The following is a 23721-nucleotide window of genomic DNA, read 5'->3' as shown; positions in this document are numbered from 1 at the left end:
GCGCAAGGGCGCTCAGATCGCCGGCGGCAGGTCCACCAGCGCGCCGAGTGCGGCCCGGTGCCGATCCGCGGTGCCCAGGAGCAGCGCCGAGGCCATCGCCCGCTTCAGGTACAGGTGCGCCGGGTGCTCCCAGGTGAAGCCGATCCCGCCGTGCATCTGCACACACTCCTCCGCCGTTCGCACCGCCACCTCGGAGCAGTACGCCTTGGCCAGCGCGGTGGCCACCGCCGCGTCGGGGGAGTCCTCCGCCAGGCAGGCCGCCGCGTAGCGCGCCGCCGCCCGGGCCGACGCCAGGTCCGACCACAGGTCGGCGGCACGATGGCGCAGCGCCTGGAACGAGCCGATCGGCCGGCCGAACTGGTGACGCACCTTCAGATAGCCGACCGCCTCGGCCAACGCCTGCTCCGCCACGCCCAGTTGCTCGGACGCGAGCAGCGCCGCGCCGTGGCACACCGCCAGCCGCAGCGCCCGCTCGGCGTGCTCGGGACCGGCCACCACCCGCCCGCGCACCTGATCCAGCGTCACCTGCCCCACCGGACGCGTCGCGTCCAACGAGGTCACCGCGCCGCGCGACAGGTTCGCCGCGTCGCCCGCCACCAGCGCCAGATGCGGCTCGCCGGCCACGATCACCGGCAGCACCAGCAACTCGGCCCGATCCACCGCCAACACCCCGGTCACCGCGCCGGTCAGGGACAACTCCTCGCCCTCCCACGCCCCCGTCACCGACAGCGGGAAGCCCGCCTCCGGCCAGGTGGTCGCGGTCACCGCGAGGGTGGCGGTACGGGTGCCCTCCGCCAGCGCGCGCAGCGCGGTATCGCGCGCCGCACCGGCCGGGCAGGCGAGCAGCGCCGAGGTGGCCAGCACCGCGCTGGCCAGGAACGGCACCGGCGCCACCGCGCGGCCCAGCTCCTCCAGCGCCACCGCGACCTCCCGCGGCCCCGCGCCGGCCCCGCCGAGCTCCTCCGGCACCAGCAGCCCGGCCAACCCCAGCTCGGCCGCCACCGCCTTCCACAGGCCCTCGTCGTACGCCTCGTCGGTGTCGATGCGCGCCAGCACGTCGTGCCACCCGCACCGGTCCCGCAGCAGCTCGCGCAGCGTCGCGCGCAACTCCTCCTCGATCTCGCCGTACAACAGCGAGGGAATCGTGGGTTCGCTCACCGGGGCATCTCCTTCCACGCCACCTTCGTATCGGTGCGCGGCTCGCGCGGCAGATCCAGCACCCGGTCCGCGATCACGTTGCGCAACACCTCCGAGGTGCCGCCCTCGATCGAATTGCCCTTGGCCCGCAGGTAGTAGTAGCCCGGTGCGCGTGCGCCGAGCGTGGCCTGGCCCATGTCGCTGCGCCGCATGGTCCACTCGTCGTAGCCCAGGCCCTCCTCGCCGGTCAGCTCCAGCCACAACCGGGTCACGTCCTGGTTCAACCGCGCGTAGGCGATCTTGGCCGCCGACCCCTCCGGCCCGGGCGCCCCGACCGCGAGTTGCTGGCGGATGCGCTCGTTGCCGAGCCGGGCCACCTCGCACTCCACCCAGGCCCGAAGCAGCCGGTCGTGCAGGCCGGGAGTGCGCAACTCCGGCCGGTCGCGCCACATCCGCGCCACCGCCCCGATCGCGTTCGCCTCGCGGGGCGCGGCGCCGCCGCCGATGGCCACCCGCTCGTTCATCAGCGTGGTGTTCGACACCGCCCAGCCCTGACCCACCTCACCCGCGCGATGCGCGTCGGGCACGCGTACGTCGGTCAGGAACACCTCGTTGAACTCGGCCTGTCCGGTGGCCTGACGCAGCGGGCGCACCTCCACCCCGGGCGAGGTCATGTCCAGGAAGAAGTAGGTCAGCCCCTGGTGCTTGGGCAGGTCCGGATCGGTCCGGGCGAGCAGCATCGCCCACCGCGCCTTGTGCGCGAGCGAGGTCCACACCTTCTGCCCGGTCACGATCCAGTCGCCGTCGCCGTCGCGCACCGCCCGAGTGGCCAACCCCGCCAGGTCCGAGCCCGCGCCGGGCTCGCTGAACAGCTGGCACCACACCTCCTCGCCGGTCCACAGCGGGCGCAACAACCGCACGCGCGACTCGGCGTTGCCGTGCGCGACGATCGTGGGCGCGCCCATCCCCAGGCCGATCGGATTGCGGTACGCGCTGACCACCTTGGCGCCGGCCTCGATCAACGCGTCCTCGACCACCTGTTGCAGCGCCCGCGAGGCGCCCAGTCCGCCGCAGCCGACCGGGAAGTGCACCCAGGCCAGGCCCGCGTCGAAGCGGTGCCCGAGGAATTCCACCGAGGGCATCGTGGTGGGATCGTGCGCCGCGACCAAGTCGGCCACCCGCCGCCGCAGTTCGGCCGCGTCGAGCGGGCCGTCCGCGGCCGGTGGACCGTCGGGGGCGGTCCCCGATGCGGCCCGGGGTTCGTTGCCGGGCCCGTCGTCGTGCCCGTTGTCGGGCTGGTTGTCCGTATCGCTCACGCCGCCCCGCTCTCGCACAGGAGGTGCCTCCGTTCGCCACCATGACGCCCTGTTCCCGTCGCACGACACACCGTCGACAACCGGGCCACCTGGATGCTAAGTGCTGAACTCACCGGTAGGAAGCCCGCGCCCGGGCCCCCAACCCGCACGCACAGGCGATATGTTCTTCTCCCCGTGTGATCGAGTACACGCACGGTCTCCAGCCGCCGGCTTCCGGGTTTCTGCGTGTCGCAAGGGGGTTGTTCCAAGCCATGACCGCCGAAGAACTCGAGGCGGGTCTCGCCGCCGAACTCGCCGCGGACGGAGAGTCGGTCACCGAAGCACTGGACCGGTGGTCGGCGCACACCCCGACGCGGGTCTTCATCCACTACGGCGAGCACGGCCTGGACCTCAGCTACGCCGAGGCCAAGCGGGCCACCGACACGATCGCCGGCAACCTGGCCCGGGCGGGCGTGCGGCGCGGCGACCGGATCGCCGTGCACTGCCGCAGCTCGTACGCCGCCGCGCTGTGGATGTTCGGCATCTGGAAGGCGGGCGCGGTCTACTGCCCGATCGACCCGGACCTGATCGGCGACCCGCTGGTCGAGCAACTGGAGTCGACGGGGCCGCTGCTCGTGGTCACCGAACGCATGCTGGTACAGGCGCTGGAGGCGGTGCGCCCGCACCTGGACCGGCTGCCCCGGCTGACCGTGCACGACGCGGTCGGACCGCGTCCGCCGCACGGCTATCCCGAGATCGCCTACGCCAACTTCCTGGCCCGCGCCGAGCCGCCGGGCGTGGCGATCGACCCCGCCGACGTCGGGATCATCGTGCACACCGCCGGGGTGACGGGCCGGCCCAAGGCCGCCGTGTTGCCGCATCGCTGGCTGGCGGCGTACACCCTGCTGCTGCGCCGGCTGACCACGCCGGAGGACGTGGTGCACGTGGACCTGCCGCTGCACTCGCTCCAGGGCGCGTTCGCCGGGCTGGCCCGGGCGGCCTGGACGGGCGCGGGGGTGTCGTTGTGGGACCGGTTCCACCCGGTCGACTTCTGGCGCCGGGTGACGGCCGCGGGGGCCACCAGCGCGGTGCTCACCGAGACGATGGTGGGCTGGCTCTCCGGCGCGCCCGAGCGGCGCGGCGAGCGGGACAACCCGCTGAGCAAGGTGCTGATGCAGCCGCTGCCCGCGATCCACCACTCGTTCGCGCGCCGCTACGGCATCGACACCGTGGTGGCGGGCTACGGGCAGGTCGAGACCGGGCTGCCGATCGCCGCCGTGCTGATCGGCGCCGAGCCCGGTGAGGGCACCCCGGAGGCGCTGCGGCGCGGGCTCGGGGCCAAGGAGGTCAAGCGGGTCTGCGACCGCCTGGGTGTGCCGGTGCTGCCCGCGTCGCGGATCGTGCGCCGGGGTTGCCTGGGCGCGCCGCTGCCGTTCAGCCGGGTGGCGATCCTGGACGAGCACGACCGCCCGGTGCCGCGCGGGGTGGTGGGCCACCTGGCGATGCGTCCGCATCTGCCGGGGCTGCTGGTCCAGGAGTACGTGGGCGACCCGCTGAGCATCGCCGAGGCGACCCGCAACCTGTGGTTCCACACCGGCGACGCGGCGGTGGTCGACGAGGAGGACGGGCTGCTGCACTTCGTCGACCGGGTCGTGGACCGGATCCGGATCCGCGGCGAGAACGTGTCGGCGTACCACATCGAGGACCTGGTCAACCAGCATCCCGACATCGCGGTCGGCGCGGTCTTCGGGGTGCCGGCCGACCGGGACGACGAGGACGAGGTGGTGCTGTACGCCGAGCCGGAGCCGGGCCGACCGCTGGACCCCGACGAGCTACGCGCGTGGTGCGTCCAGTCGCTGCCCGCGTACATGCGGCCGGCGTACGTGCGGATCGTGGCCCGGATGCCGCGGACGCCGAACGGGCGGGTGGAGAAGTATCGGCTGCGCCGGCACTTCCTGGGCCTGACGGATCGGCCCGGCCCGGCGGTGCGCGGGGTCACGGTGACCACGGCGACGGCCACCCCGATGCCCGCGGCCCGACCGGCGCTCGCCCCGGCGCTGTCCCCGGTGCGCTCCGCGCTGCCGCCGTCGCTGCCCCCGGGGGCGGGCCGCTGAGCGGCGTGCTCCACAGGGCCCGCACCGGCCCGTGACGATCATGCGAACAGCCGATCGAGCGGATATGTCGCTTTCCAGTGGGAAGGCGTACCCCGCACGCGATTTCGCGGGCGCGGGACGGAATCCGAGGAGCGGCACCCATGGAGAGCACGAAGGGCGTCACCGGTCCCTCCGCCGAATCCGGCGCGGGACGGCACCGACGCAGCGGTAAGGGGTTCGGGTTCGGTCTGCTCGTGGCGCTCGGCGTGGTCCTCGTGCTCGGCGGGGTCGTCGGCCTGATCTACGCGGGCGTGGCCACGCTCACCACGATGGTGCTGTTCGGCTGGCTGCTGCTGATCGGCGGCGTGGTCGGCTTCGTCCAGGCCATCCAGGCGCGCAAGGAGAACGCGTTCTGGCTCGTGGTGGCGGTCTCGGCGCTGAACATCGCGGCCGGCGTGGTGCTGCTGCGCCGACCCGACGTGGGGGCCCAGGCGCTCACCCTGTTCGTGGCGCTGCTGCTGCTGGGCGCGGGCATGTTCCGCATCGTCGGCGGCGTGGCGAGCATGTCGGCCAAGATGATCTGGACCATCGGCGTCGGCGTGGTCGACCTGGTCCTGGGCCTGCTGGTACTGGCCGAATGGCCGAGCAGCAGCCGCTACGCCATCGGCACGTTCATCTCCCTGGCCCTGCTCTTCGACGGCCTGAGCCTGGTCAGCCTGGGCCTCACCGGCCGCCGAATCGTAGGCATGGTCCGAGACGCGGAAGTCCCCGAGGCGGCGCCACCGACCGAATGGACGGCCGAAAAGCCCCCCACGAGGGAGGGCACGTACAAGGGCCCGGACACGATGACAAAGCAGCCGACGGAAGACCAATAACGGCCAACAGACAACACCGAACGCCGGACGGGTCATATAGCCCGTCCGGCGTTTGAGGACAATCAGCCCGTCCGGCGCTTGAGGACCGGCGGGCCGCAGGCCGGCCAGGGGCTTCCGGCCCCCGCGATCGACTTCGTCGACCCGAGCAACCCCAGCCCGTCCGGCGCTTGAGGACCGGCCGCAGGCCGGCCCACCCGATCCCGGCCTACTCGCCGACCGCCCCCGTTGGCTGCCGGCGGCTCATCAACAGCGCCGGCAGGAGCGCCAGGCCCATCAACGTCACGGCCCACCAGTACGTCCCCTGGAACGCGTCGGCCAACGCCGGCCCGACCGCCACCACCACATCCGGCGACAACGTGTGCAGCTCGCCCAGCCCGCCGGCCCCCTGCCCGGCCGGCAGGCCATCCCGCATCGAGCCGGCCAACAGCACCGACATCAACGCCCCGCCGATCGCCGCCGACACCTGCTGGATGATCGTCAACGTCGTCCCCGCGACGGCGACCTGCTCGTGCGACATCGTGCGCAGCGCCGAGGCGGTGGTCGGCATCAGCGTCATCCCCACCCCCACGCCCGTCACCGACATGCACGCCATCAGCACCCAGTACGGCGTATCCGCCGCCACCTGCGTGGTGAACGCGAGGAACCCGGACGCGCCGACCGCGATCCCGATCAACACGATCCGCCCCGGCGCGATCCGGTCGCTGAGCCGACTGGCCACCTGCATGGCCAGCGCCGTGGCCAGCGCCTGCGGCGCGCCCAGCATCCCGGAGGCGGTGGCGCTTTCTCCGCGCACCAGCTGGTAGTACAGCGGAGCCAGCATCATCGAGCCGAAGTACGCGCAGACGAACAGGAACATCGTGCCCGCGGCGGCCACGAACGCCCGATTGCGAAACAGTCGCAGATCGATCAGCGCGTGCTCGACCCGCAACGCCCGGGCGACGAAGCCGATCACCAGGAGCGCACCGAGCACGGCCGGCACCAGCGCCCCGGCGGCGCCGAAGTCGCCCTTCTCGCCGCCGGTGGCCAGTCCGTAGATGAGCAGGGCCAGCCCGGGGGAGAGCATCAGCAGTCCGGGTACGTCCAGCGGCCGGGTCGGTTGCGCGGTGTCGCGCGGGAAGACCTTGGCGGCCAGGCCCAGGGCGATCGCGCCGATCGGCACGTTGATGAAGAAGATCCAGCGCCACGAGACGTCGTCCACCAGCCATCCGCCCAGGATCGGGCCGGCCAGTGGGCCGATCAGGACCGGGATGCCCAGAATGGCCATCGTGCGGCCCATCCGGCTCGGGTCGGAGGCGCGGGCCAGGATGGTCATCCCGACCGGCATGATCAGGCCGCCGCCGAGGCCCTGCAGGACCCGGAAGACGATCAGCGATTCGGCCGACCAGGCCAGGCCCGCCAGGATCGATCCGGCGGCGAAGGTGGCGATCGAGAACATGTACAGCCGTTTGGTGCCGAAGCGGCCCATCGCCCACGCGGCCGTCGGGATGACCGTGGCCAGGGCGAGGGTGTACCCGGTCGCGACCCATTGGATCGTGGCCAGTGGGGCGTCGAAGTCCTGTGCGAGGTGGTTGAGCGCGACGTTGACGACGGTCACGTCCAGGACCGACATGATCGAGCCGAGCACGACGACGAGGGCGATGGCGGCGATGCCGCGGGACGGGGTGTCGGTGGGGGTGGGGGCCGCGGGGGAGTTCGCGGCCGGGGCGGTGGTCGTTGCCATCGCGGGCTCCTGGCGTTCGACGGGGTGGGGACGCCGCGGTGGCGGGTGCGGCGTCGGTGCTCGGGGTCAGACGCCGTACGGGCGGCGTGCGCGCATCGACCGCGTGGTCTCGGTCCACCAGGCGAGCTGGTCGAGCATCACCTTCGCGGCGGCGGCGGTCCCGGCCGCGTCGACCGGCTTGCCGTCGGCGTCGAACTTCTCCCACGCCATCGGGAAGGCGAGCCCGTCGCGGGTGGTGACCATGTGCTGCTCGGCGAAGACCAGCCGCAGCTGCTCGACCGCGCGCAGGCCGCCGGAGATGCCGCCGTAGGACACGAAGCCGACGGGCTTGCCCTGCCACTCGTTCCGGAACAGGTCGATCATGTTCTTCAGTCCGGCCGGGAAGCTGTGGTTGTACTCCGGCGTGACCACGACGAAGGCGTCGGCGGCGGCGAGTCGGGCGCCGACGCGGGCGACCACGGCGGCGGGCTCGCCGCTGAGCGGGGCCCATACGTCGGGCAGGCGGTCCTCGGCCAGGTCGATGATGTCCACCTCGAAGTCGCCGTGCTCCTCGGCGGCGCCGGCGAACCAGTTCGACACCACCGGGGCGAACCGGCCCTGCCGGGTGCTGCCGACGATGACGGCGAGCCGGAACGCGTCGCCGTCGGCGGCAGCGGCGGTGGTGTCGGCGACAGTGTGCGTGAGCGTGGTCATGGGTTCCCCAAGGAGAGTTCGGATGCGCCTCGGAAGCGGTTGCTCCGGGCGACGAGGAAAACGTTAGAAGTTCAAGTCGGCTTGAAGTCAACCGTCGCTTTCCCGAACCCTTTCGGGGCTTGCCGAACTCTCGGCGCTTCCCCGAACCCTCTCGGCGCGTTCTCGGGGCCGCCGCCCGGCTACCTCGAAGCCCTCTCGCGGCCCGGACCGCCGAGGGTCGCGACGACGGCGACCATCGCCAGGGCGACCGCGCTCGCGCACACCATGACCGTCGAGGGGGACGTCGCGTCCACGACGCCGCCGCCCAGGAGGGCGCCGGCGGCGAAGGTGAGTTGGAAGGACGACGTGAACACCACCGTCGCGGCCTCCGGGGCATCCGGCGCGCAGCGGGCGAACCAGGTCTGCGAGCAGGCCGGGACCGCGCCGTAGGCCAACCCCCACACCACGAGCAGGCCGAGCGCGCCCGCGTCCCACCGGCCCAGCACCGGGAAGAGCGCGGTGGCCGCGGCGATCAGCGCGGCGCAGCCGACGAAGGTGGCGCGCAGGCGGCGGGCCAGGGTCGCGCCCGCGACGAAGTTCCCGACGATGCCGGCCACGCCGAACACCAGCAGGTACAGGCCGATCCGGCCGCGGTCGACGCGGGTGACCTCCTCGAGGAAGGGCGTCACGTACGTGTAGGCACCGAAGTGCGCGATCACCACCAGGGCGGTGGCGGCGAGGCCGATCCGCACGTCGGCGCCGCGCAACAGGCCGCGCAGCACCCGGGCCCGGGTCACGGTCGTCGCGGGCAGCGGGGGCAGCAGGACGAGCAGCGCGATCGACACGGCCAGCGCGAGGGCGCCCATGACCACGGACGAGGCGCGCCAGCCGAGGTGTTCGCCGAGTTGGGTACCGGCGGGCAGGCCGAGTACGGAGCCGGCCGGCACCGCGGCGAAGACGACGGCGGTCGCCCTGCCCACCGCCTCGGGCCGTACCAGGCGCGGCGCCAGGCCCGCCCCGATCGACCAGAAGCCGCCGATGGTGACCCCGACCAGCGCACGCGCCACCAGCACCACCCAGAACGCCGGCGCGAGCGCGGCCAGGAAGTTCGCCACCGCGAGCAGCACGATCAGCGCGACGAGCATGCTCCGCCGATCCAGCCGCCCGGTGGACACCGTCACCAGCGGCGCACAGATCGCGGCCAGGAACCCGGGCACGGTCATCAACCACCCGGCCGTCCCGTCCGACACCCCGAAGTCGTCCCCGATCGGCGTCAACAACCCGATCGGCAAAATCTCGGTCGTCACGATCGCGAAGATCCCGAGGAACAGACACACGACGGCGGCCCAGTACTGCCGCGGCGGCGCGAGATCCGACCCGGGCTCGGGCGATGCGGCCGCACGTTCGTCGACTCGGTCGATGACGGACATGGATGTCCCTTTCGGCGATGTGGGGGAGCCCCGGAACCCGGGGTGCGTCCAGTACAGCCACCCCCACCACCCCGGGTCTGGCGGAAACCCGCCCTCAACGCGGCGCCGTCAGCCGCCCGCAGCCCAACCGGCCCACGAGGGTCCGCCGTTCCGGCCGCCGGACCCCATTTCGTAGGTTGCCCCCATGACCTCTTCGGTACTTGTTCTCGGCATCGACCCGCACATCGTCCCCGGCACCGACGGCGCGGCCCTGTTCGCCGTCCTGGAGGCGGAGCTGGCCCGCTTCGCCGAACACGGCATCCACGCCTCCATGACCGTGTTCGGCCCCGACGAGACGGCCGAGCCCACCATCGTCGCCGCCCTGACCGAGCGCGCCTGGAACGTGGTCCTGATCGGCGGCGGCATCCGCAAGTCGGAAGACCTCCTCCCGCTCTTCGAAAAGACCGTCAACCTCGTCCGCACCCACGCCCCCGGCGCGGCCATAGCGTTCAACACCACCGCGAACACCATCCTCGAAGCCGCCCGCCGCCACCTCTGACCCCGGACCGTTCGACAGCCCTGATCGTGGGCGGTGCGCGCGAAGTGCACCTACGGTGCGCCGAGTTCGTGCCTGCTCGAAAAACGGGCGAGGGTTGTGCTTCCGTCGTGGGCTTCGAGACGATCCGCACGACCGACAATCCGTTCGGATCGGGGGACGAACGTGGAACGTACGAACAAGACGCTCGTATGTTTGGCGAATTCCCGCAAGCATTCGGCCCGGTGCGTGGCGGGCATCGTCGACGACGGCTCGGGGGAGTGGATACGCCCGGTCGGCGACCGCCCGAAACGCGAGGTCTCCGAGCGCGAACGACGGTACCGAGACGGCACTGAGCCGAATGTCCTCGATGTCGTCGCGGTGTCGCTGCTTCGGCCTCAGCCGTACCGGTTCCAGACCGAGAACTGGCTCCTCGACCCCGACTGTCGTTGGCGAAGGACCGGCCGGATCGGGTGGAGTGAACTGCTGACGCTCGAGCAGCGCCCCGACACGTTGTGGATCAACGGATCCCGTACCTTCCACGGCGCCAATGATTGCGTCCCGACCGAAAAGACGGTTGCTCTGCGGGACTCGCTCAAGCTGATACGCGTCACGGACCTGACGTTACGAGTGAACACTCCCAGAGCGAGGTTCGGAGATCCGAGCAAGGCCCTGAGCGCCTGCTTCTCCCACGCCGGGCACGCGTATATATTACGAGTGACCGATCCCACGTATGAGCAGGAATATCTGATTCGATCGGAAGGCACTCACGAATTGGGCGAATCCTTCCTCACGATAAGTCTCGGAGAACCATTCGAAGGTCATGCCTACAAACTAGTGGCAGCCATCATCGAACGAGCGCGGATCCAAGTGTAGGCGGCAAGCTGTGACAGCCAGTAAACTATTCACTGTCGGCCACTCCACACACAGCATCTCAGGTTTTCTGAGCCTGCTGCAAAAGCATGGAGTCACGGCAGTCGCCGATGTGCGGTCGGTGCCGGTCAGCCGATTCACGCCCCGGTTCAACCGCTACGCCATCGAGCGCAGCCTGCGCGACAGCGATATCAAGTACGTCTTCCTGGGAAAAGAACTGGGTGCACGCACCCAAGACCTCACCTGCTATGTCGATGGACGGGTACGGTATGACCTGCTGGCCCGGACCCCGGATTTCGTCACCGGCGTCGAACGTCTGCGGAAGGGTTCGCAGAGCGAGCGAATCGCCGTCATGTGCGCGGAACAGGAGCCGCTCGACTGTCATCGTTGTGTGCTCGTCGCGCGAGTCCTCGACGAGCACGGGATCGCCGTCGAACACATCCACGGTGACGGGCATATCGAGGACCATGAGGCGGCGATGCGGCGCCTGATGGCCAAATTCGGACTGGACCGGGAAGATCTCTTCCGGACCTCGGCCATGCGCCTCCAGGAGGCTCTCGAGCGTCAGGAGCGACGGATCGCATATGTCAGCGAGGATCGATGAAGCTCTACACGATCGGGTTCACGAAGAAGTCCGCCGAGAAGTTCTTCGGACTTTTGCAGGGAGCCGGCGTGACGGCTCTCGTCGACGTTCGACTCAACAACGTCTCGCAGCTGTCGGGTTTCGCCAAGCGTGACGATCTGAGGTACTTCCTGAGCGCGCTCTGCGGTGCGCACTACAGCCATCGTACCGAGTTGGCGCCGACCCAGGAGATGCTCGACGCCTACAAGAAACAGGGTGTCGGCTGGGCGGCCTACGAAGAACGTTTCCTCGGATTGATGAAGGTTCGCCGGATCGAGGACGTCGTCCCGCGGGAAGCGCTCGACAACGCGGTGCTGCTCTGCAGTGAGGAAACGGCGCACCACTGCCACCGTCGACTGGTCGCGGAGTACCTCGCACGGCATTGGAACGACGTCACGATCGAGCACCTGGTCTGAGCGGCCCACGAGGATTCCGGTGTGGCGATGAGTTTTCGGCGGTGGTGGGGTCTACCCGTCGACGACATAGGGAGCACACCATGCGCAAGATCATCGTTTGTACGTTCCTGACGCTCGACGGCGTCATGCAGGCGCCGGGCGGTCCGGACGAGGACGCGGAGAGCGGCTTCGAGCACGGCGGCTGGCAGAAGCCGGTGTCCGACGAGGAGGTCGGCGCGGGCATCGCCGAATGGTACGAGGACTCCGACGCGATGCTGCTGGGCCGCAAGACGTACGACATCTTCGCGTCCTACTGGCCGACCGCCGATCCCGACAACCCGTTCACCGAGCGGATGAACAGCACGCGCAAGTACGTGGCGTCTCGGACCCTGACGTCCGTCGAGTGGCGGAATTCCGCGCTGTTGGAGGGCGACATCGCCGACGCCGTCCGCGCGTTGAAGGCATCCGAGGGCGGCGACATCAACGTCGTCGGCAGCGGCGACCTCGCCCAGACCCTCATGCGGCACGACCTGGTCGACGAGTACCGGCTGACCATCCACCCGGTGATCATCGGCACCGGAAAGCGGCTCTTCGCCGACGGAGCGATCCCCACCGCGCTGGAGCCGGTCAGCGTCTCGACAACCAAGAGCGGCACAGTCCTCGGCATCTACCGACCGAAGGGCAAGCCCACCTACGACAGCTACCAGTAGCGCACAGACCGCCTTCGCCGCGCCGCTCGTCGACCCGCAGTCCCGGCTCTCTGCAAACGACTCGCCGCCGGTGTGCGGTCGGTCCGACGACGGGCTCGATCCCGAGTTGTGTCGTGGGTTTGTCATCTACCCACTGTTCGTTCGAGCTTGGTCCAGCCGGTCCAGCCTCGCTGCCTCAGCAGCTCGATCAGGCGACGGGCCGGCGGCGTGCTGTCGAACGCCAGTGTGTCCATCAGCTTGGCGAACGGTGGCTCGATATCGACATCGTCGACGTAGTCCTCACCCTGCTCGTCGGCCGTCTGCGTGAGGTAGTCGGCCAGTTTGTCGGCAAGCTCGACCAGCCGTACGTCGTCGGCCTCGTCGAAAGCCCGACCCAGGGTGAGATGGAAGTCGATGAGCCGTGGATCGGCGATCTGCTCCCGCTTGCGTGCCACCCACTGCGGGACCCGCTCGGGTGAGTGCGCGGCCAGCGGGATCCAGCCGTCGCGCTCGACCTGGACGATTCGCGCGTCGACCCCAAGCTTCCGGAGGTGGTCGAGAAACGCGACCACCTCCGGAGGCAGCGCCAGGTTGTCGCCGGCGGCGAGGCGGGCGATCCGCTCGCGGTGCCGCTGCCGCTCCCGGATCTCCGCCCGCAGCCGCTTGTCGATGTCTTCGACCGCCGCGGCGAACTCCTCCTCGTCGGCCTCCAGCAGCTCCCGCACGCGCGCCAGTGGGACTCCGGCCGCGGCGAGGGTGCGAATCCTGATCAGCTCGATCACGGCGCCGGCGCCGTATCTCCGATAGCCGGAGTGATCCCGCTCCGGCTCCGGCAGCAGCCCCTTGGCGTGATAGTGCCGCACCGCGCGCACCGTCACCCCGGCGTACGACGCCAACTCGCCGATGGTCAACATCGGATCAGTCTCGTGGACTTCCGAAGTCGCCTGGCCCGCGGGGCCTTGGGTACTCCGGATGATCCGGGCGATGTCCGGGGCGTGGGTGACGACCAGCCCGTGACCGGCGTCGAGCCAGGACGTGGAGACGTGCGGCCGCTCGCGGACCAGCCGCTCGATGCCGGCACGCCAGTTCCGATTGCGCCACGGCGCACGCCCTTCGCCGCTGTCACCGGCCATCCGGGTCGACATGATCATGCTGATCGGACGGTCGATCTTCCGATAGCGGTCCAGGATTGCGGACCGCACCACATCCACCTCGAGATTCAGGTCGAGGATGTCCTGTGCGGTGAGCAGTACCTGACGTGGTGTGCCCTCGGCCCGCTCGGCCTCGTGCCGCAGATCCTCCGCCATTGCGCGGAACTCCGGCAGATCGGCCTCGCCGATGAACGGATCGGGCACCGGGTTCGCCCCGTCGATCAGAACGAGTTCGGCGGCGGCGCCGGGATACTCGGCGGCGTAGTGCACGATCAGGTCCGCGCCCAGCGAGTGGCCCACGAGCACGGGCGCCGAGGACATGCCGAGGCGCACAAGCTCCGCCATCACGGCGACGAGATCGCCGAGGAACGCCTCGAAGGAGTACCGTTCGGCGGCCGAGGAGAGCCCATGGCCCCTGAAGTCGAAGGTCACCACATCGTGGTCGCGCCGCAGCAGCTCGGTCAACTCGCGCAGATCGGCCTGTGTCGTCAGGAGCCCGGGGCACAGGACCAGTAGCCGTCCCCGGCCGCCGCGAGACACCGGGATCGTGACGCCGTCGTGGTGGACCGTGAAGTGATCGGTTTTCTCAGTCATGCGAGCCATGCTGGGACGTTGACCCCGCGTCAGGGTCAACCGTCGCGGCAACCTCACCGCCGCACATCCGCAGGCCGTCGACCTCGGCCCATATACCGGTCGCGGGCCGGCCATCAGCCACGACCGGGGTGTGAACCTCACCCATGCAGCCTTCAGCGCTGCACGACAACAACTTCGCCCAGGGCGAACACGGATCGGGGCGAGTGGGGGAACAAAGAGGGGCTCGTGTTTCTTGAGTCGGTACAGCGCAACTTTTTCGACTGTGGCCACTGAAGGGGCATGACATGAGCGAGACCATCGGGACCCTGACCCTGCCGGTTCTTCCGCTGGACGACGTCGTCGTCCTCCCCGGCATGGTGGTCCCGCTCGAACTCGACGACGCGGAGACCCGAGCCGCCGTGGATGCCGCGCGGGCCGCCGCGGGGCGGTCCGGCGGACCCGGCATCCGTAGTGAGAGCAAGGCGCGGGTGCTGCTTGTTCCGCGCGACGACGGACAGTACCCGGCGGTGGGCACGCTCGGCGTGATCGAGCAGGTCGGCCGGCTGCCCGGGGGCGAGTCGGTCGTGGTGGTGCGCGGCGAGGGCCGGGTGCGGATCGGCAGCGGTACCACCGGTCCCGGCGCGGCGCTGTGGGTCGAGGCGACCCGGGTGCCGGACGTCGAGGCGAACGAGCGCGCCCTGGAGCTGGCCCGGGAGTACAAGGCCCTGGTCACCACCGTGCTCGGCAAGCGCGGCGCGTGGCAGGTGGTGGACCACGTCCAGGCGCTGGAGGACGCCGGCGACCTGGCGGACAACTCCGGCTACGCCCCCTACCTGAGCCTGCAGCAGAAGATCGACGTGCTCCAGACGATCGACGTCGAGGAGCGGCTGACCAAGGTGGTCGGCTGGACCCGGGACCACCTCGCCGAGCTGGACGTGGCCGAGACGATCCGCAAGGACGTCCAGGAGGGCATGGACAAGCAGCAGCGCGAGTTCCTGCTCAAGCAGCAGTTGGCCGCGGTGCGCAAGGAGCTCAACGAGCTCAACGGCACCCCGGACAGCGAGGAGGAGGACTACCGGGCCCGGGTCGAGGCCGCGAACCTGCCGGAGAAGGTCCTGGAGGCCGCGCTCAAGGAGGTCGACAAGCTGGAGCACGCCTCCGACGCCTCGCCCGAGGGCGGCTGGATCCGGACCTGGCTGGACACGGTCCTGGAGATTCCCTGGAACGAGCGCAGCGAGGACGCGTACGACGTCGCCGAGGCGCGCGCGATCCTGGACGCGGACCACTCCGGTCTGGACGACGTCAAGGAGCGCATCGTCGAATACCTGGCGGTCCGCAAGCGCCGCGAGGAGCGCGGCCTGGGCGTGGTCGGCGGCCGGCGCTCCGGCGCGGTACTCGCCCTGGTCGGCCCGCCCGGAGTCGGCAAGACCTCGCTCGGCGAGTCGGTGGCCCGCGCGATGGGCCGCTCGTTCGTCCGCGTCGCCCTCGGCGGCGTCCGCGACGAGGCCGAGATCCGCGGCCACCGCCGTACCTACGTCGGCGCACTGCCCGGTCGCATCGTCCGGGCGATCAAGGAGGCGGGCAGCATGAACCCCGTCGTCCTGCTCGACGAGATCGACAAGGTCGGCTCGGACTACCGGGGCGACCCGACCGCGGCCCTGCTCGAAGTGCTCGACCCGGCCCAGAACCACACCTTCCGCGACCACTACCTGGAGGTCGAACTCGACCTGTCCGACGTGGTGTTCCTGGCCACCGCCAACGTCTTGGAGACCATCCCCGAGCCGCTGCTCGACCGGATGGAGCTGGTCCGCCTCGACGGGTACACCGAGGACGAGAAGGTCGTCATCGCCCGGGACCACCTGATCAAGCGTCAGTTGGACAAGGCGGGTCTGGACGCCACCGAGGTGTCCTTCACCGAGGACGCGCTGCGGCTGCTCGCGGGCGAGTACACCCGCGAGGCGGGCGTTCGCACCCTGGAGCGTTCGATCGCCCGCGTGCTGCGCAAGGTCGCGGCCCGGCAGGCGCTGGACGCCGCGTCGCACCCGCTGCCGATCACGGTGGACGCGGGCGACCTGCGCGACTATCTCGGCCGGCCCCGGCACACCCCGGAGTCGCTGCTGAGCAAGGCCGAACAGCGCACGGCGGTACCGGGCGTGGCCACCGGCCTGGCGGTCACCGGCGCGGGCGGCGACGTGCTCTACATCGAGGCCTCGCTCGCGGACGCCGAGACCGGCGGCACCGGCTTGACCCTGACCGGCCAACTCGGCGACGTGATGAAGGAGTCGGCCCGGATCGCGCTGTCCTACCTGCGCTCGCGCGGGGCGGAGCTGGAGGTGCCGGTGGGCGACCTCAAGGACCGCGGCGTACACATCCACGTCCCGGCCGGAGCGGTCCCCAAGGACGGCCCCAGCGCCGGTGTCACGATGACCACCGCGCTGGTGTCGCTGCTGACCGGGCGGCCGGTCCGCTCCGACGTGGCGATGACCGGCGAGGTCTCGCTCACCGGCCGGGTGTTGCCGATCGGCGGCGTGAAGCAGAAGCTGCTCGCCGCGGAACGCGCCGGTGTGACCACGGTGTTGATCCCCAAGCGCAACGAGGCCGACCTGGACGACGTGCCCGAGGAGATCCTGAGCCGGCTCACCGTCCACGCGGTCGCCGACGTCCGCGAGGTCCTGCACCTGGCCCTCGAACCCGCCGACAGCCGGCACGCCGTGGCCGCCTGATCTCCCGCGACCCCTCGACGACCCACCGCGCGAGCCGCCCGAAAGGGGCGGCTCGCGCGGCACTTTTCGGCCACGCGAGGACAACCCGATCGAGATCGGACGGCGCGTCGTGGCACTTGAGTACACCTACTCATGTGCGCACCACCCGCCCGGCCCAAAACTGTTGTCATGACTTCGCCGCTGCGCACCAACAACACCCAAGGGTTCTTCGTCCAGGCCGCACTGTCCTTCGGGGTGTCCGTGAGCGCGGTCCTGATCGGGATCGTCTACCTCCCGGTCGACCGCTGGATCCGGGCCTTCCTCGGAATCGGCGTGCTCTACGTGGTGACCTCCAGCATCACCCTCGCCAAGGTGGTCCGCGACCGGCAGGAGAGCGAGGCCGTGGTCAACCGGGTCGACCAGGCTCGCCTGGAGAAGTTGCTGACCGACCACGACCTGTTCAAGAACGACCTGGTCTGATCACGGATCCGAACGCGGACCGGCGGTGCCCGAGGCCTCGAACCCCGGGCCCCGCCGCACCGCCCGCCGCTACCCGCGCAGTTCCTCGATCGTCTTCAGGATCCGCTTGTCCGACACCGGCTGCGGGGTGCCGAGCGACTGGGCGAAATAGCTCACCCGCAACTCCTCGATCTGCCAGCGCACCGCCGCCACCTCGGCCGGAATCGGCGCACCCTTTGCCTGATGGTCCATCAAGTCCCGGTAAGCCGCCTGGATCTGATGGACCTTCTGCATGCGCTCGCGATCTCGCACCGGGTCGGCCTCCAACCGCTGCAACCGGCGCTCCATCGCCTGGAGATAGCGGTGCACGTCCGGCAGCCGGCGCCACCCCGCCTCGGCCACGAAGCCCTTGTGCACCAGCGCCGTGTACTGCGCCTTCAGGTCGGCCAGCGCCGGGGCCAGTGCCGGACTGCGGGTCGCCTTCAGCCGCCCGGCCACGCCGTGGGACGCGCCCAGGATGCGCTCGACCTTGACCACCGTGTCCTCGGTCAGCCGGGGCAGCCCCGCCTTGACCCGATCGCGCAGCCGTACGAAGCCCGCCTCGTCCCACACCGGCCCGCCCGCGTCCCGGATCAGCATGTCCGCCGCGCACGCGAGGATGTCCTCGAAGAGCGCGTCGATGCCCCCGTGCGGGTTGTGACTGAGCGTCAGCTTGGCCATGTTGGGCAGCCGGCCCTGGATCTGCTTGACCGGCGACTGCACGTTGAGCAACACCAGGCGCCGCGTCCCGTCCCGCATCGCGCGCAGCTGCTCCGGTTCGCTGTCGAACAGCCGCACCGCCACCGAGGCGCCCTCGTCGACCAGCGCCGGATACGCCTTGACCACCAGCGGCCCGCGCCGCTGCTCGACCACGCGCGGCAACTCGCCCAGATCCCACGTGGTGACGCCGGCGCGTTCGATGTCCAGCGTGCTCGCCGCCTCGGACACCGCCGCGCGCATACGCTCGCGCAGTTTCAGCTTCAGCGCGTCGAGGTCCTTGCCCTCGGCGAGCACGCGACGGTCGTCGTCGAGCACCCGGAAGGTCATCCGCAGATGCTCGGGCACCTTCGCGAGGTCCCAGCCCTCCCGCTTGACCGGCATCCCGGCCATCCGGCTCAACTCCCGCTCCAGGCCGTCCACCAGGGAGCCCCGGCGCGGGGTGAGCCGGGCCAGGATCGCCCGCGCGTAGTCCGGCGCCGGCACGAAGCCGCGCCGGATGCCCTTGGGCAGGGCCCGGATGTAGGAGGTCACCAACTCCTCGCGCAGCCCCGGGATCTGCCACTCGAAGCCCTCGCCGGAGAGCTGGTTGAGCACCGCGACCGGGATGTGCGCGGTCACCCCGTCGGCGTTCGAGCCGGGCTCGAACTGGTAGGTCAGCGCCAGCTCCAGACCCTCCTCGACCCACGTGTTCGGGTAGTCCTCCTCGGTGATCCCGCCGGCCTTGGCGTTGATCAGCATCGACTTCTCGAAGCTCAGCAGGTCCGGATCGGTGCGGTGGGCCTTCTTCCACCACGCGTCGAAGTGCCGCCCGGAGACCACGTCGGCCGGGACCCGCTCGTCGTAGAAGTCGAACAGGGTCTCGTCGTCGACCATGATGTCCCGGCGCCGGGCCCGGTGTTCCAGCTCCTCGACGTCGGCGAGCAGCCGCCGGTTGGCCGCGAAGAACTTGTGGTGCGTGCGCCAGTCGCCCTCCACCAGGGCGTGCCGGATGAACAGTTCGCGCGACAGCTCCGGATCGACCTTGCCGTAGCCGACCTTGCGCGCGGCCACGATCGGCACGCCGTAGAGCGTGACCTTCTCGAACGCCATCACCGCGGCCATCTTCTGTTCCCAGTGCGGCTCGCTGTAGGTGCGCTTGATCAGGTGCCCGGCCAGCGGTTCGATCCACTCCGGCTCGATCCGGCCGGCGATCCGGGCCCACAGCCGGGACGTCTCGACGAGTTCGGCCGCCATCACCCATCGCGGCGGCTTCTTGAACAGCGCCGAGCCGGGGAAGACCGAGAAGCGGGTGCCGCGCGCGCCGCCGTACTCGCGCTTGGCGGGGTCCATCAGCCCGATGTGCGAGAGCAGACCGGACAGGATCGCGGTGTGGATGTGCTGGGTGTTCGGCTCCTTCGGCTCGCCGGTCGCCTCGATCCCCAGCGACTTGGCGGCGGAGCGCAACTGGCTGTGCAGGTCCTGCCATTCGCGTATGCGCAGATAGTGCAGGAACTCGCTCTTGCACATCTTGCGGAACCGGCTGGAGGACAGCTCGTCGCGCTGTTCCCTGATGTAGTTCCACAGGTTGAGATACGCGAGGAAGTCGGATTCCTTGTCCGCGAACCGCGCGTGCAACTGGTCGGCGTGCTGCTGGTGTTCGGTGGGCCGCTCGCGCGGGTCCTGGATGGACAGCGCGGAGGCGATGATCAGCACCTCGCGGACCACGCCGATGCGGTCCGCCTCCAGGATCATCCGGGCCAGGCGCGGGTCCACCGGCAGCTGGGACAACTTGCGCCCGACCGGGGTCAGCCGCTTGCGCACGTCCGGCTCGTCGGGGTCGAGCGCGCCCAACTCCTGGAGCAGTTGCACGCCGTCCTTGATGTTGCGCCGATCCGGCGGCTCCACGAACGGGAACGCGGCGATGTCGCCCAGGCCGAGCGCGGTCATCTGCAGGATGACCGAGGCCAGGTTGGTGCGCAGGATCTCCGGATCGGTGAACTCGGGCCGCGACTCGAAGTCCTCCTCGGAGTACAGCCGGATGCAGATGCCGTCGGAGGTGCGCCCGCTGCGGCCCTTGCGCTGATTGGCCGAGGCCTGCGATACGGCCTCGATCGGCAATCGCTGCACCTTGGTGCGCAGGCTGTAGCGGGAGATGCGCGCGGTGCCCGGGTCGATCACGTACTTGATGCCCGGCACGGTCAGCGAGGTCTCCGCGACGTTGGTCGCGAGCACGATCCGCCGGCCGGTGTGCTGCTGGAAGACCCGATGTTGCTCGGCCGCGGACAGCCGGGCGTACAGGGGCAGCACCTCGGTGTTGCGCAGCTGCCGTTTGTTCAGCGCCTCGGCGGTGTCGCGGATCTCCCGCTCGCCGCTGAGGAAGACCAGGATGTCGCCGGACGCCTCGCCGAGCAGTTCGTCGACCGCGTCGCTGATCGCCTGGACCTGGTCGCGGTCGTCGGGTCGGCGTTTGCCGCCGCCCTCCTCCTCGTCCTCGTCCTCGTCGACCTCCGCGACCAGCGGGCGATAGCGCACCTCGACCGGGTAGGTACGGCCGGAGACCTCGATGATCGGCGCGTCGTCGAAGTGCTGCGAGAAGCGCTCGGGGTCGATCGTCGCCGAGGTGATGATCACCTTGAGGTCGGGACGGCGCGGCAGCAGTTGTTTGAGGTAGCCGAGCAGGAAGTCGATGTTGAGGCTGCGCTCGTGCGCCTCGTCGATGATCAGCGTGTCGTATTGGCGCAGCAACCGGTCGTTTTGCACCTCGGCGAGCAGGATGCCGTCGGTCATCAGCTTGACCAGGGTGTGATCGCTCGACTGGTCGTTGAAGCGGACCTTGTAGCCGACCACGTCGCCGAGTTGTCCGCCCAGTTCCTCGGCGATCCGGTCGCCGACGGTGCGCGCGGCGATCCGGCGCGGCTGGGTGTGCCCGATCAGGCCCTGGACGCCCCGGCCCAGTTCCAGACAGATCTTCGGGATCTGGGTGGTCTTGCCCGAGCCGGTCTCGCCCGCGACGATCACGACCTGGTGGTCGCGGATCGCGGCGAGGATGTCGTCCTTCTTGCGACTGACCGGCAGCGCCTCGGGATAGCCGATCGTGGGCACGGCGGCGCGCCGGTTCGCGACCCGCGTCTCGGCGGCGTCGAACGCGGCGATCAGGCTCTCGGTCTCGGCGACCTGCTGCGGGCCCTTGCGACTCTTGCGGGCCCGGTCCAGGCGACGGCGCAGACGGTCCTGATCCCGAAGCATCAGGTGGGGCAGGCGCGCCTGGAGGTCGGCGAGCTGAGATGTGGCTACTGGCGTTCCCATTACGGGGTCAAGGATAAGTGGCACCCCGGGGGCGACGGCCAGTGGATTACTCCCGACGGCGTTCGGAGCGACATTTCTTCTGTCGGATCAATTGTTGAACATCTAACTACTTGGTATTCTGTCCGTATGGAGACCACCTCGTCGCGGCCCGCCGTGTCGCGCATGCCCGTCGTCTATCTCGGTCACGGTGCGCCGCCGCTCGCGGACGACGCGCTGTGGACCGGTCAGCTGGCCGCGTGGGCCGCCGAGCTGCCCCGGCCCACGGCCGTGCTGATGGTGTCCGCGCACTGGGAGGACGCCCCGATCGCGCTGGGGGCCACGCGCACCGTCCCGCTCGTGTACGACTTCGGCGGCTTCCCCGAGCACTACTACCGGGTCACCTACCCGGCCCCCGGTGCGCCCGGCCTGGCGGCGCGGGTGCGGGCGCTGCTCGGGCCGGACGTGCGGGACGCGCCCGAGCGCGGCCTCGACCACGGCGCCTACGTACCGCTGGTGGAGATGTATCCCGACGCCGACGTACCCGTCCTGCAGATGTCGCTGCCCACGCTCGACCCGGTGCAGCTGTACCGGGTCGGTCGCCGGCTCGCGGATCTGCGCGACGAGGGGGTGCTGATCGTCGGCAGCGGCTTCTTCACGCACAACCTGCGCGGCCTGGACCCCCGGGCCGAGGCGCCGGTGCCCGGGTGGTCGGCCGAGTTCGACCACTGGGGCGACGAGGCGTTCCGCGCGGGCGACCTGGACGCGCTGCTCGACTTCGCGCACAAGGCGCCGGCCGCGCGCCTGGCCCACCCGCGCACCGAGCACCTGGCCCCGCTGTTCGTCTCGCTCGGCGCCGGGCACGAGGACCTGGACACGCTGCGCCAGGTGATCGACGGCTTCTGGTTCGGGCTGTCGAAACGATCGATCCAGCTGGGCTGAGCCGAGCGGGGGTGGCCCGCAGGTGATGGTCGTACGGCATGCCGCCGTCACAAAGAGGCCGTTGTCGTAAATAACCGAAACCGCGCCACGGCGCGCCACCGGAGTCGTACCGTAGCGGCATGGCTGCCAGAACCCTGCCGCAGAGCTGCGTGGGCGTCGGCTGCATGCTCGTGCGCGAGCATCTGAACGCCGAACAACACTTTTGGGACGCGAGGTTCTTCCCGTCCGGGGGAGTGCGCGAGGACAGCGGATTGCTGGTCGCGCTGTTGATGGCCTCGGCGCTGCACCGTGTCGCGCGCGGCATGGGCATGTCGGACGGCGATCCCGACGCGGTGATGCGCGTCCCCGTGATCCCCACACACGCCCTCCTGCGCACCGACCGGGACGCGATCGAGGCCGCCCGGAGCTTCACCAACCCGGCCGAGCTCGACGAGTTCCACACCCGCCTGATCCGACTGTGCCCCGGCCGCGACCCGGTCTGGCCCTCGGTCCGCTGGACCGCCGAGGACCTGCTGCTGGTCTACGCGCACGCCGCCGCGACCCACCGCGTCCTGCCCACCCTGGACCCGGCCGGCGCGCTCGCCGACATCGACCCGGGCCTGACCGTGGCGGGCCTGTGGGAGGAGTGAGGGAGGTCGACGGGTGTGTACGGTCGCCTCACCGCGCCGGAAACGCCGCCAAGTGCTCGAGCAGCAGACCGGTCAGGGCCTCCGCGCCGTTCTCCGGGACCCAGTGGTCCACGTCCGCGAGCACCTCGAAGCGGTACGGGCCGGTGACCGAGTCGGCGGTGGCCTCGGCGGCGGCGCGGCCGAACGCCTCGTCCCGGTCGCTCCAGACGTACAGGGTCGGGGCGTCGATGTCGCCGATGTCGAGCAGCGCCTTCGGGTCGATCGCCCGGTACCAGTTCAACGCGCCCGTGAGCGCGCCCGGTTCGCGCAGCACCGCGAGGTAGCGTTCGGCGGCCTCGGCGGGCAGCGAGGCGAACAGCGCGCGCAGATAGGCGGCGTCGTCGGCGAGCAGCTTCTCCTCGGCCGCACCGCGCGTGCGGAACAGCCGGATATAGGAGGACTGTTCGCGCTGGCCCGTCGCCTCGTCCCGGACCGCCGAGGCCAGCGCCACCGGATGCGGCGTGGAGACCACCGTCAGCGTGCGCAACCGCTCCGGCGCCAGCCCCGCCACCTGCCAGGCCAGCGCGCCGCCCCAGTCGTGCCCGACCAGATCCACCCGGTCCAGGCCGAGGGCGTCCAGTACGGCGAGCACGTCGCCGACCAACTCGTCGCGCCCGTACGCCGATTCCTGCGGCGGCCGGGCGCCGGGTGAGTAGCCGCGCTGGTCGAAGGCGATCGCCCGGTGGCCGGCCCGGGCCAGGCCCAGGAGTTGCGCGGTCCAGGAGGCGGAGGTCTGCGGGAAGCCGTGCAGGAACAACACCGGTCGCCCGGCCGCGGGTCCGGCCACCCGGGCGTTGAAGAGCCGGCCGCCGGCCGGAATCTCGGCCGCCTCCACGAACGGTTGCGGGGAGTCCGCGCCGACTGATCTGCCCGCCGAGGTGTTCATTCGAC

Annotated in this window: 19 protein-coding genes and 1 pseudogene; 11 read left to right on the top strand and 9 right to left on the bottom strand. The window is 70.6% G+C overall.

The features are described 5' to 3' along the window. Window positions 1-12: 12 nt before the first annotated feature. Together B4N89_RS05005 and B4N89_RS05000 are read right to left on the bottom strand one after the other, a co-directional pair. On the bottom strand, window positions 13-1158 hold the full coding sequence (locus tag B4N89_RS05005) for an acyl-CoA dehydrogenase family protein (protein WP_078974644.1): 1146 nt from the start codon (window positions 1156-1158) through the stop codon (window positions 13-15). Beyond that, entirely contained in the window at window positions 1155-2327 is a 1173-nt protein-coding gene (locus B4N89_RS05000; protein WP_235618884.1) for an acyl-CoA dehydrogenase family protein, read from the bottom strand. Before B4N89_RS05000 ends, B4N89_RS05005 begins: the two co-directional genes overlap by 4 nt. Window positions 2328-2704: 377 nt before the next feature. Between B4N89_RS05000 and B4N89_RS04995 the strand changes: the two genes are divergently transcribed. Together B4N89_RS04995 and B4N89_RS04990 are read left to right on the top strand one after the other, a co-directional pair. Continuing rightward, window positions 2705-4546: a class I adenylate-forming enzyme family protein gene (locus B4N89_RS04995; protein WP_078974642.1), complete on the top strand. Its 1842-nt coding sequence runs from the start codon at window positions 2705-2707 to the stop codon at window positions 4544-4546. 140 nt (window positions 4547-4686) lie between these two features. Beyond that, complete coding sequence (locus tag B4N89_RS04990) at window positions 4687-5400, top strand: HdeD family acid-resistance protein (protein ID WP_078974641.1); 714 nt, start codon at window positions 4687-4689, stop codon at window positions 5398-5400. Between the two features lie 205 nt (window positions 5401-5605). On the opposite strand, the gene B4N89_RS04985 is transcribed toward B4N89_RS04990, so the two are convergent. From B4N89_RS04985 to B4N89_RS04975, 3 genes are all read right to left on the bottom strand, one after another. Further along, entirely contained in the window at window positions 5606-7120 is a 1515-nt protein-coding gene (locus tag B4N89_RS04985) for a DHA2 family efflux MFS transporter permease subunit (RefSeq protein WP_078974640.1), read from the bottom strand. A gap of 66 nt (window positions 7121-7186) precedes the next feature. After that, window positions 7187-7813: an NADPH-dependent FMN reductase gene (locus B4N89_RS04980; RefSeq protein WP_078974639.1), complete on the bottom strand. Its 627-nt coding sequence runs from the start codon at window positions 7811-7813 to the stop codon at window positions 7187-7189. Between the two features lie 179 nt (window positions 7814-7992). Further along, entirely contained in the window at window positions 7993-9222 is a 1230-nt protein-coding gene (locus B4N89_RS04975; protein ID WP_078974638.1) for an MFS transporter, read from the bottom strand. Window positions 9223-9406: 184 nt separating this feature from the next. On the opposite strand from B4N89_RS04975, the gene B4N89_RS04970 reads away from it, so the two are divergent. The 5 genes from B4N89_RS04970 to B4N89_RS04950 all read left to right on the top strand — a co-directional run bounded on the left by B4N89_RS04970 (window position 9407) and on the right by B4N89_RS04950 (window position 12336). Then, entirely contained in the window at window positions 9407-9760 is a 354-nt protein-coding gene (locus B4N89_RS04970) for a hypothetical protein (protein WP_078974637.1), read from the top strand. Between the two features lie 162 nt (window positions 9761-9922). Continuing rightward, complete coding sequence (locus tag B4N89_RS04965; protein WP_101896996.1) at window positions 9923-10612, top strand: dual OB domain-containing protein; 690 nt, start codon at window positions 9923-9925, stop codon at window positions 10610-10612. Between the two features lie 10 nt (window positions 10613-10622). Further along, window positions 10623-11213 carry a DUF488 family protein gene (locus B4N89_RS04960; RefSeq protein WP_078974636.1) on the top strand — a complete coding sequence of 197 codons (591 nt, stop codon included), beginning with the start codon at window positions 10623-10625 and terminating at the stop codon, window positions 11211-11213. Continuing rightward, window positions 11210-11647 (top strand): DUF488 family protein, encoded by a 438-nt coding sequence (locus B4N89_RS04955; protein ID WP_078974635.1) that lies wholly within the window; start codon window positions 11210-11212, stop codon window positions 11645-11647. The genes B4N89_RS04960 and B4N89_RS04955 overlap by 4 nt, the downstream gene beginning before the upstream one ends. A gap of 80 nt (window positions 11648-11727) precedes the next feature. Next, a complete protein-coding gene (locus B4N89_RS04950; RefSeq protein ID WP_078974634.1) occupies window positions 11728-12336 on the top strand; it encodes a dihydrofolate reductase family protein in 609 nt (202 codons plus the stop codon). 122 nt (window positions 12337-12458) lie between these two features. On the opposite strand, the gene B4N89_RS04945 is transcribed toward B4N89_RS04950, so the two are convergent. Both B4N89_RS04945 and B4N89_RS53305 read right to left on the bottom strand, forming a co-directional pair. Continuing rightward, a complete protein-coding gene (locus tag B4N89_RS04945) occupies window positions 12459-13229 on the bottom strand; it encodes a MerR family transcriptional regulator (protein WP_078979121.1) in 771 nt (256 codons plus the stop codon). An 84-nt stretch (window positions 13230-13313) separates the two neighbouring features. Then, window positions 13314-14060: pseudogene (locus B4N89_RS53305) on the bottom strand (alpha/beta fold hydrolase); the annotation flags it as partial. Window positions 14061-14344: 284 nt separating this feature from the next. Between B4N89_RS53305 and lon the strand changes: the two are divergent. Continuing rightward, entirely contained in the window at window positions 14345-16762 is a 2418-nt protein-coding gene (gene lon, locus B4N89_RS04935; RefSeq protein WP_078974633.1) for an endopeptidase La, read from the top strand. A 168-nt stretch (window positions 16763-16930) separates the two neighbouring features. Next, complete coding sequence (locus tag B4N89_RS04930) at window positions 16931-17221, top strand: YiaA/YiaB family inner membrane protein (RefSeq protein WP_078974632.1); 291 nt, start codon at window positions 16931-16933, stop codon at window positions 17219-17221. 69 nt (window positions 17222-17290) lie between these two features. Here B4N89_RS04930 and hrpA read toward each other — a convergent pair whose 3' ends face one another. Continuing rightward, on the bottom strand, window positions 17291-21244 hold the full coding sequence (hrpA, locus tag B4N89_RS04925; protein WP_078974631.1) for an ATP-dependent RNA helicase HrpA: 3954 nt from the start codon (window positions 21242-21244) through the stop codon (window positions 17291-17293). A 126-nt stretch (window positions 21245-21370) separates the two neighbouring features. On the opposite strand from hrpA, the gene B4N89_RS04920 reads away from it, so the two are divergent. Together B4N89_RS04920 and B4N89_RS04915 are read left to right on the top strand one after the other, a co-directional pair. Continuing rightward, on the top strand, window positions 21371-22162 hold the full coding sequence (locus tag B4N89_RS04920) for a dioxygenase (RefSeq protein ID WP_078974630.1): 792 nt from the start codon (window positions 21371-21373) through the stop codon (window positions 22160-22162). Between the two features lie 119 nt (window positions 22163-22281). Continuing rightward, a complete protein-coding gene (locus B4N89_RS04915; protein WP_143657843.1) occupies window positions 22282-22791 on the top strand; it encodes a hypothetical protein in 510 nt (169 codons plus the stop codon). A gap of 28 nt (window positions 22792-22819) precedes the next feature. On the opposite strand, the gene B4N89_RS04910 is transcribed toward B4N89_RS04915, so the two are convergent. Further along, a complete protein-coding gene (locus B4N89_RS04910; protein ID WP_078974628.1) occupies window positions 22820-23716 on the bottom strand; it encodes an alpha/beta fold hydrolase in 897 nt (298 codons plus the stop codon). Between the last annotated feature and the right edge of the window lie 5 nt (window positions 23717-23721).

It is taken from the genome of Embleya scabrispora, assembly GCF_002024165.1.
Classification (GTDB): domain Bacteria; phylum Actinomycetota; class Actinomycetes; order Streptomycetales; family Streptomycetaceae; genus Embleya; species Embleya scabrispora_A.
The sequence above is the reverse complement of the archived record's forward strand: the minus strand, read 5'-3'. Positions and strand labels throughout refer to the sequence as shown.

Coding starts and splice junctions, on each gene's coding strand:
- B4N89_RS04995 (WP_078974642.1), top strand. CDS start 2,705: ATGACCGCCGAAGAACTCGAGGCGGGTCTCGCCGCCGAACTCGCCGCG.
- B4N89_RS04990 (WP_078974641.1), top strand. CDS start 4,687: ATGGAGAGCACGAAGGGCGTCACCGGTCCCTCCGCCGAATCCGGCGCG.
- B4N89_RS04985 (WP_078974640.1), bottom strand. CDS start 7,120: ATGGCAACGACCACCGCCCCGGCCGCGAACTCCCCCGCGGCCCCCACC.
- B4N89_RS04980 (WP_078974639.1), bottom strand. CDS start 7,813: ATGACCACGCTCACGCACACTGTCGCCGACACCACCGCCGCTGCCGCC.
- B4N89_RS04975 (WP_078974638.1), bottom strand. CDS start 9,222: ATGTCCGTCATCGACCGAGTCGACGAACGTGCGGCCGCATCGCCCGAG.
- B4N89_RS04970 (WP_078974637.1), top strand. CDS start 9,407: ATGACCTCTTCGGTACTTGTTCTCGGCATCGACCCGCACATCGTCCCC.
- B4N89_RS04955 (WP_078974635.1), top strand. CDS start 11,210: ATGAAGCTCTACACGATCGGGTTCACGAAGAAGTCCGCCGAGAAGTTC.
- B4N89_RS04950 (WP_078974634.1), top strand. CDS start 11,728: ATGCGCAAGATCATCGTTTGTACGTTCCTGACGCTCGACGGCGTCATG.
- B4N89_RS04945 (WP_078979121.1), bottom strand. CDS start 13,229: ATGTTGACCATCGGCGAGTTGGCGTCGTACGCCGGGGTGACGGTGCGC.
- lon (WP_078974633.1), top strand. CDS start 14,345: ATGAGCGAGACCATCGGGACCCTGACCCTGCCGGTTCTTCCGCTGGAC.
- B4N89_RS04930 (WP_078974632.1), top strand. CDS start 16,931: ATGACTTCGCCGCTGCGCACCAACAACACCCAAGGGTTCTTCGTCCAG.
- hrpA (WP_078974631.1), bottom strand. CDS start 21,244: ATGGGAACGCCAGTAGCCACATCTCAGCTCGCCGACCTCCAGGCGCGC.
- B4N89_RS04920 (WP_078974630.1), top strand. CDS start 21,371: ATGGAGACCACCTCGTCGCGGCCCGCCGTGTCGCGCATGCCCGTCGTC.
- B4N89_RS04915 (WP_143657843.1), top strand. CDS start 22,282: ATGGCTGCCAGAACCCTGCCGCAGAGCTGCGTGGGCGTCGGCTGCATG.
- B4N89_RS04910 (WP_078974628.1), bottom strand. CDS start 23,716: ATGAACACCTCGGCGGGCAGATCAGTCGGCGCGGACTCCCCGCAACCG.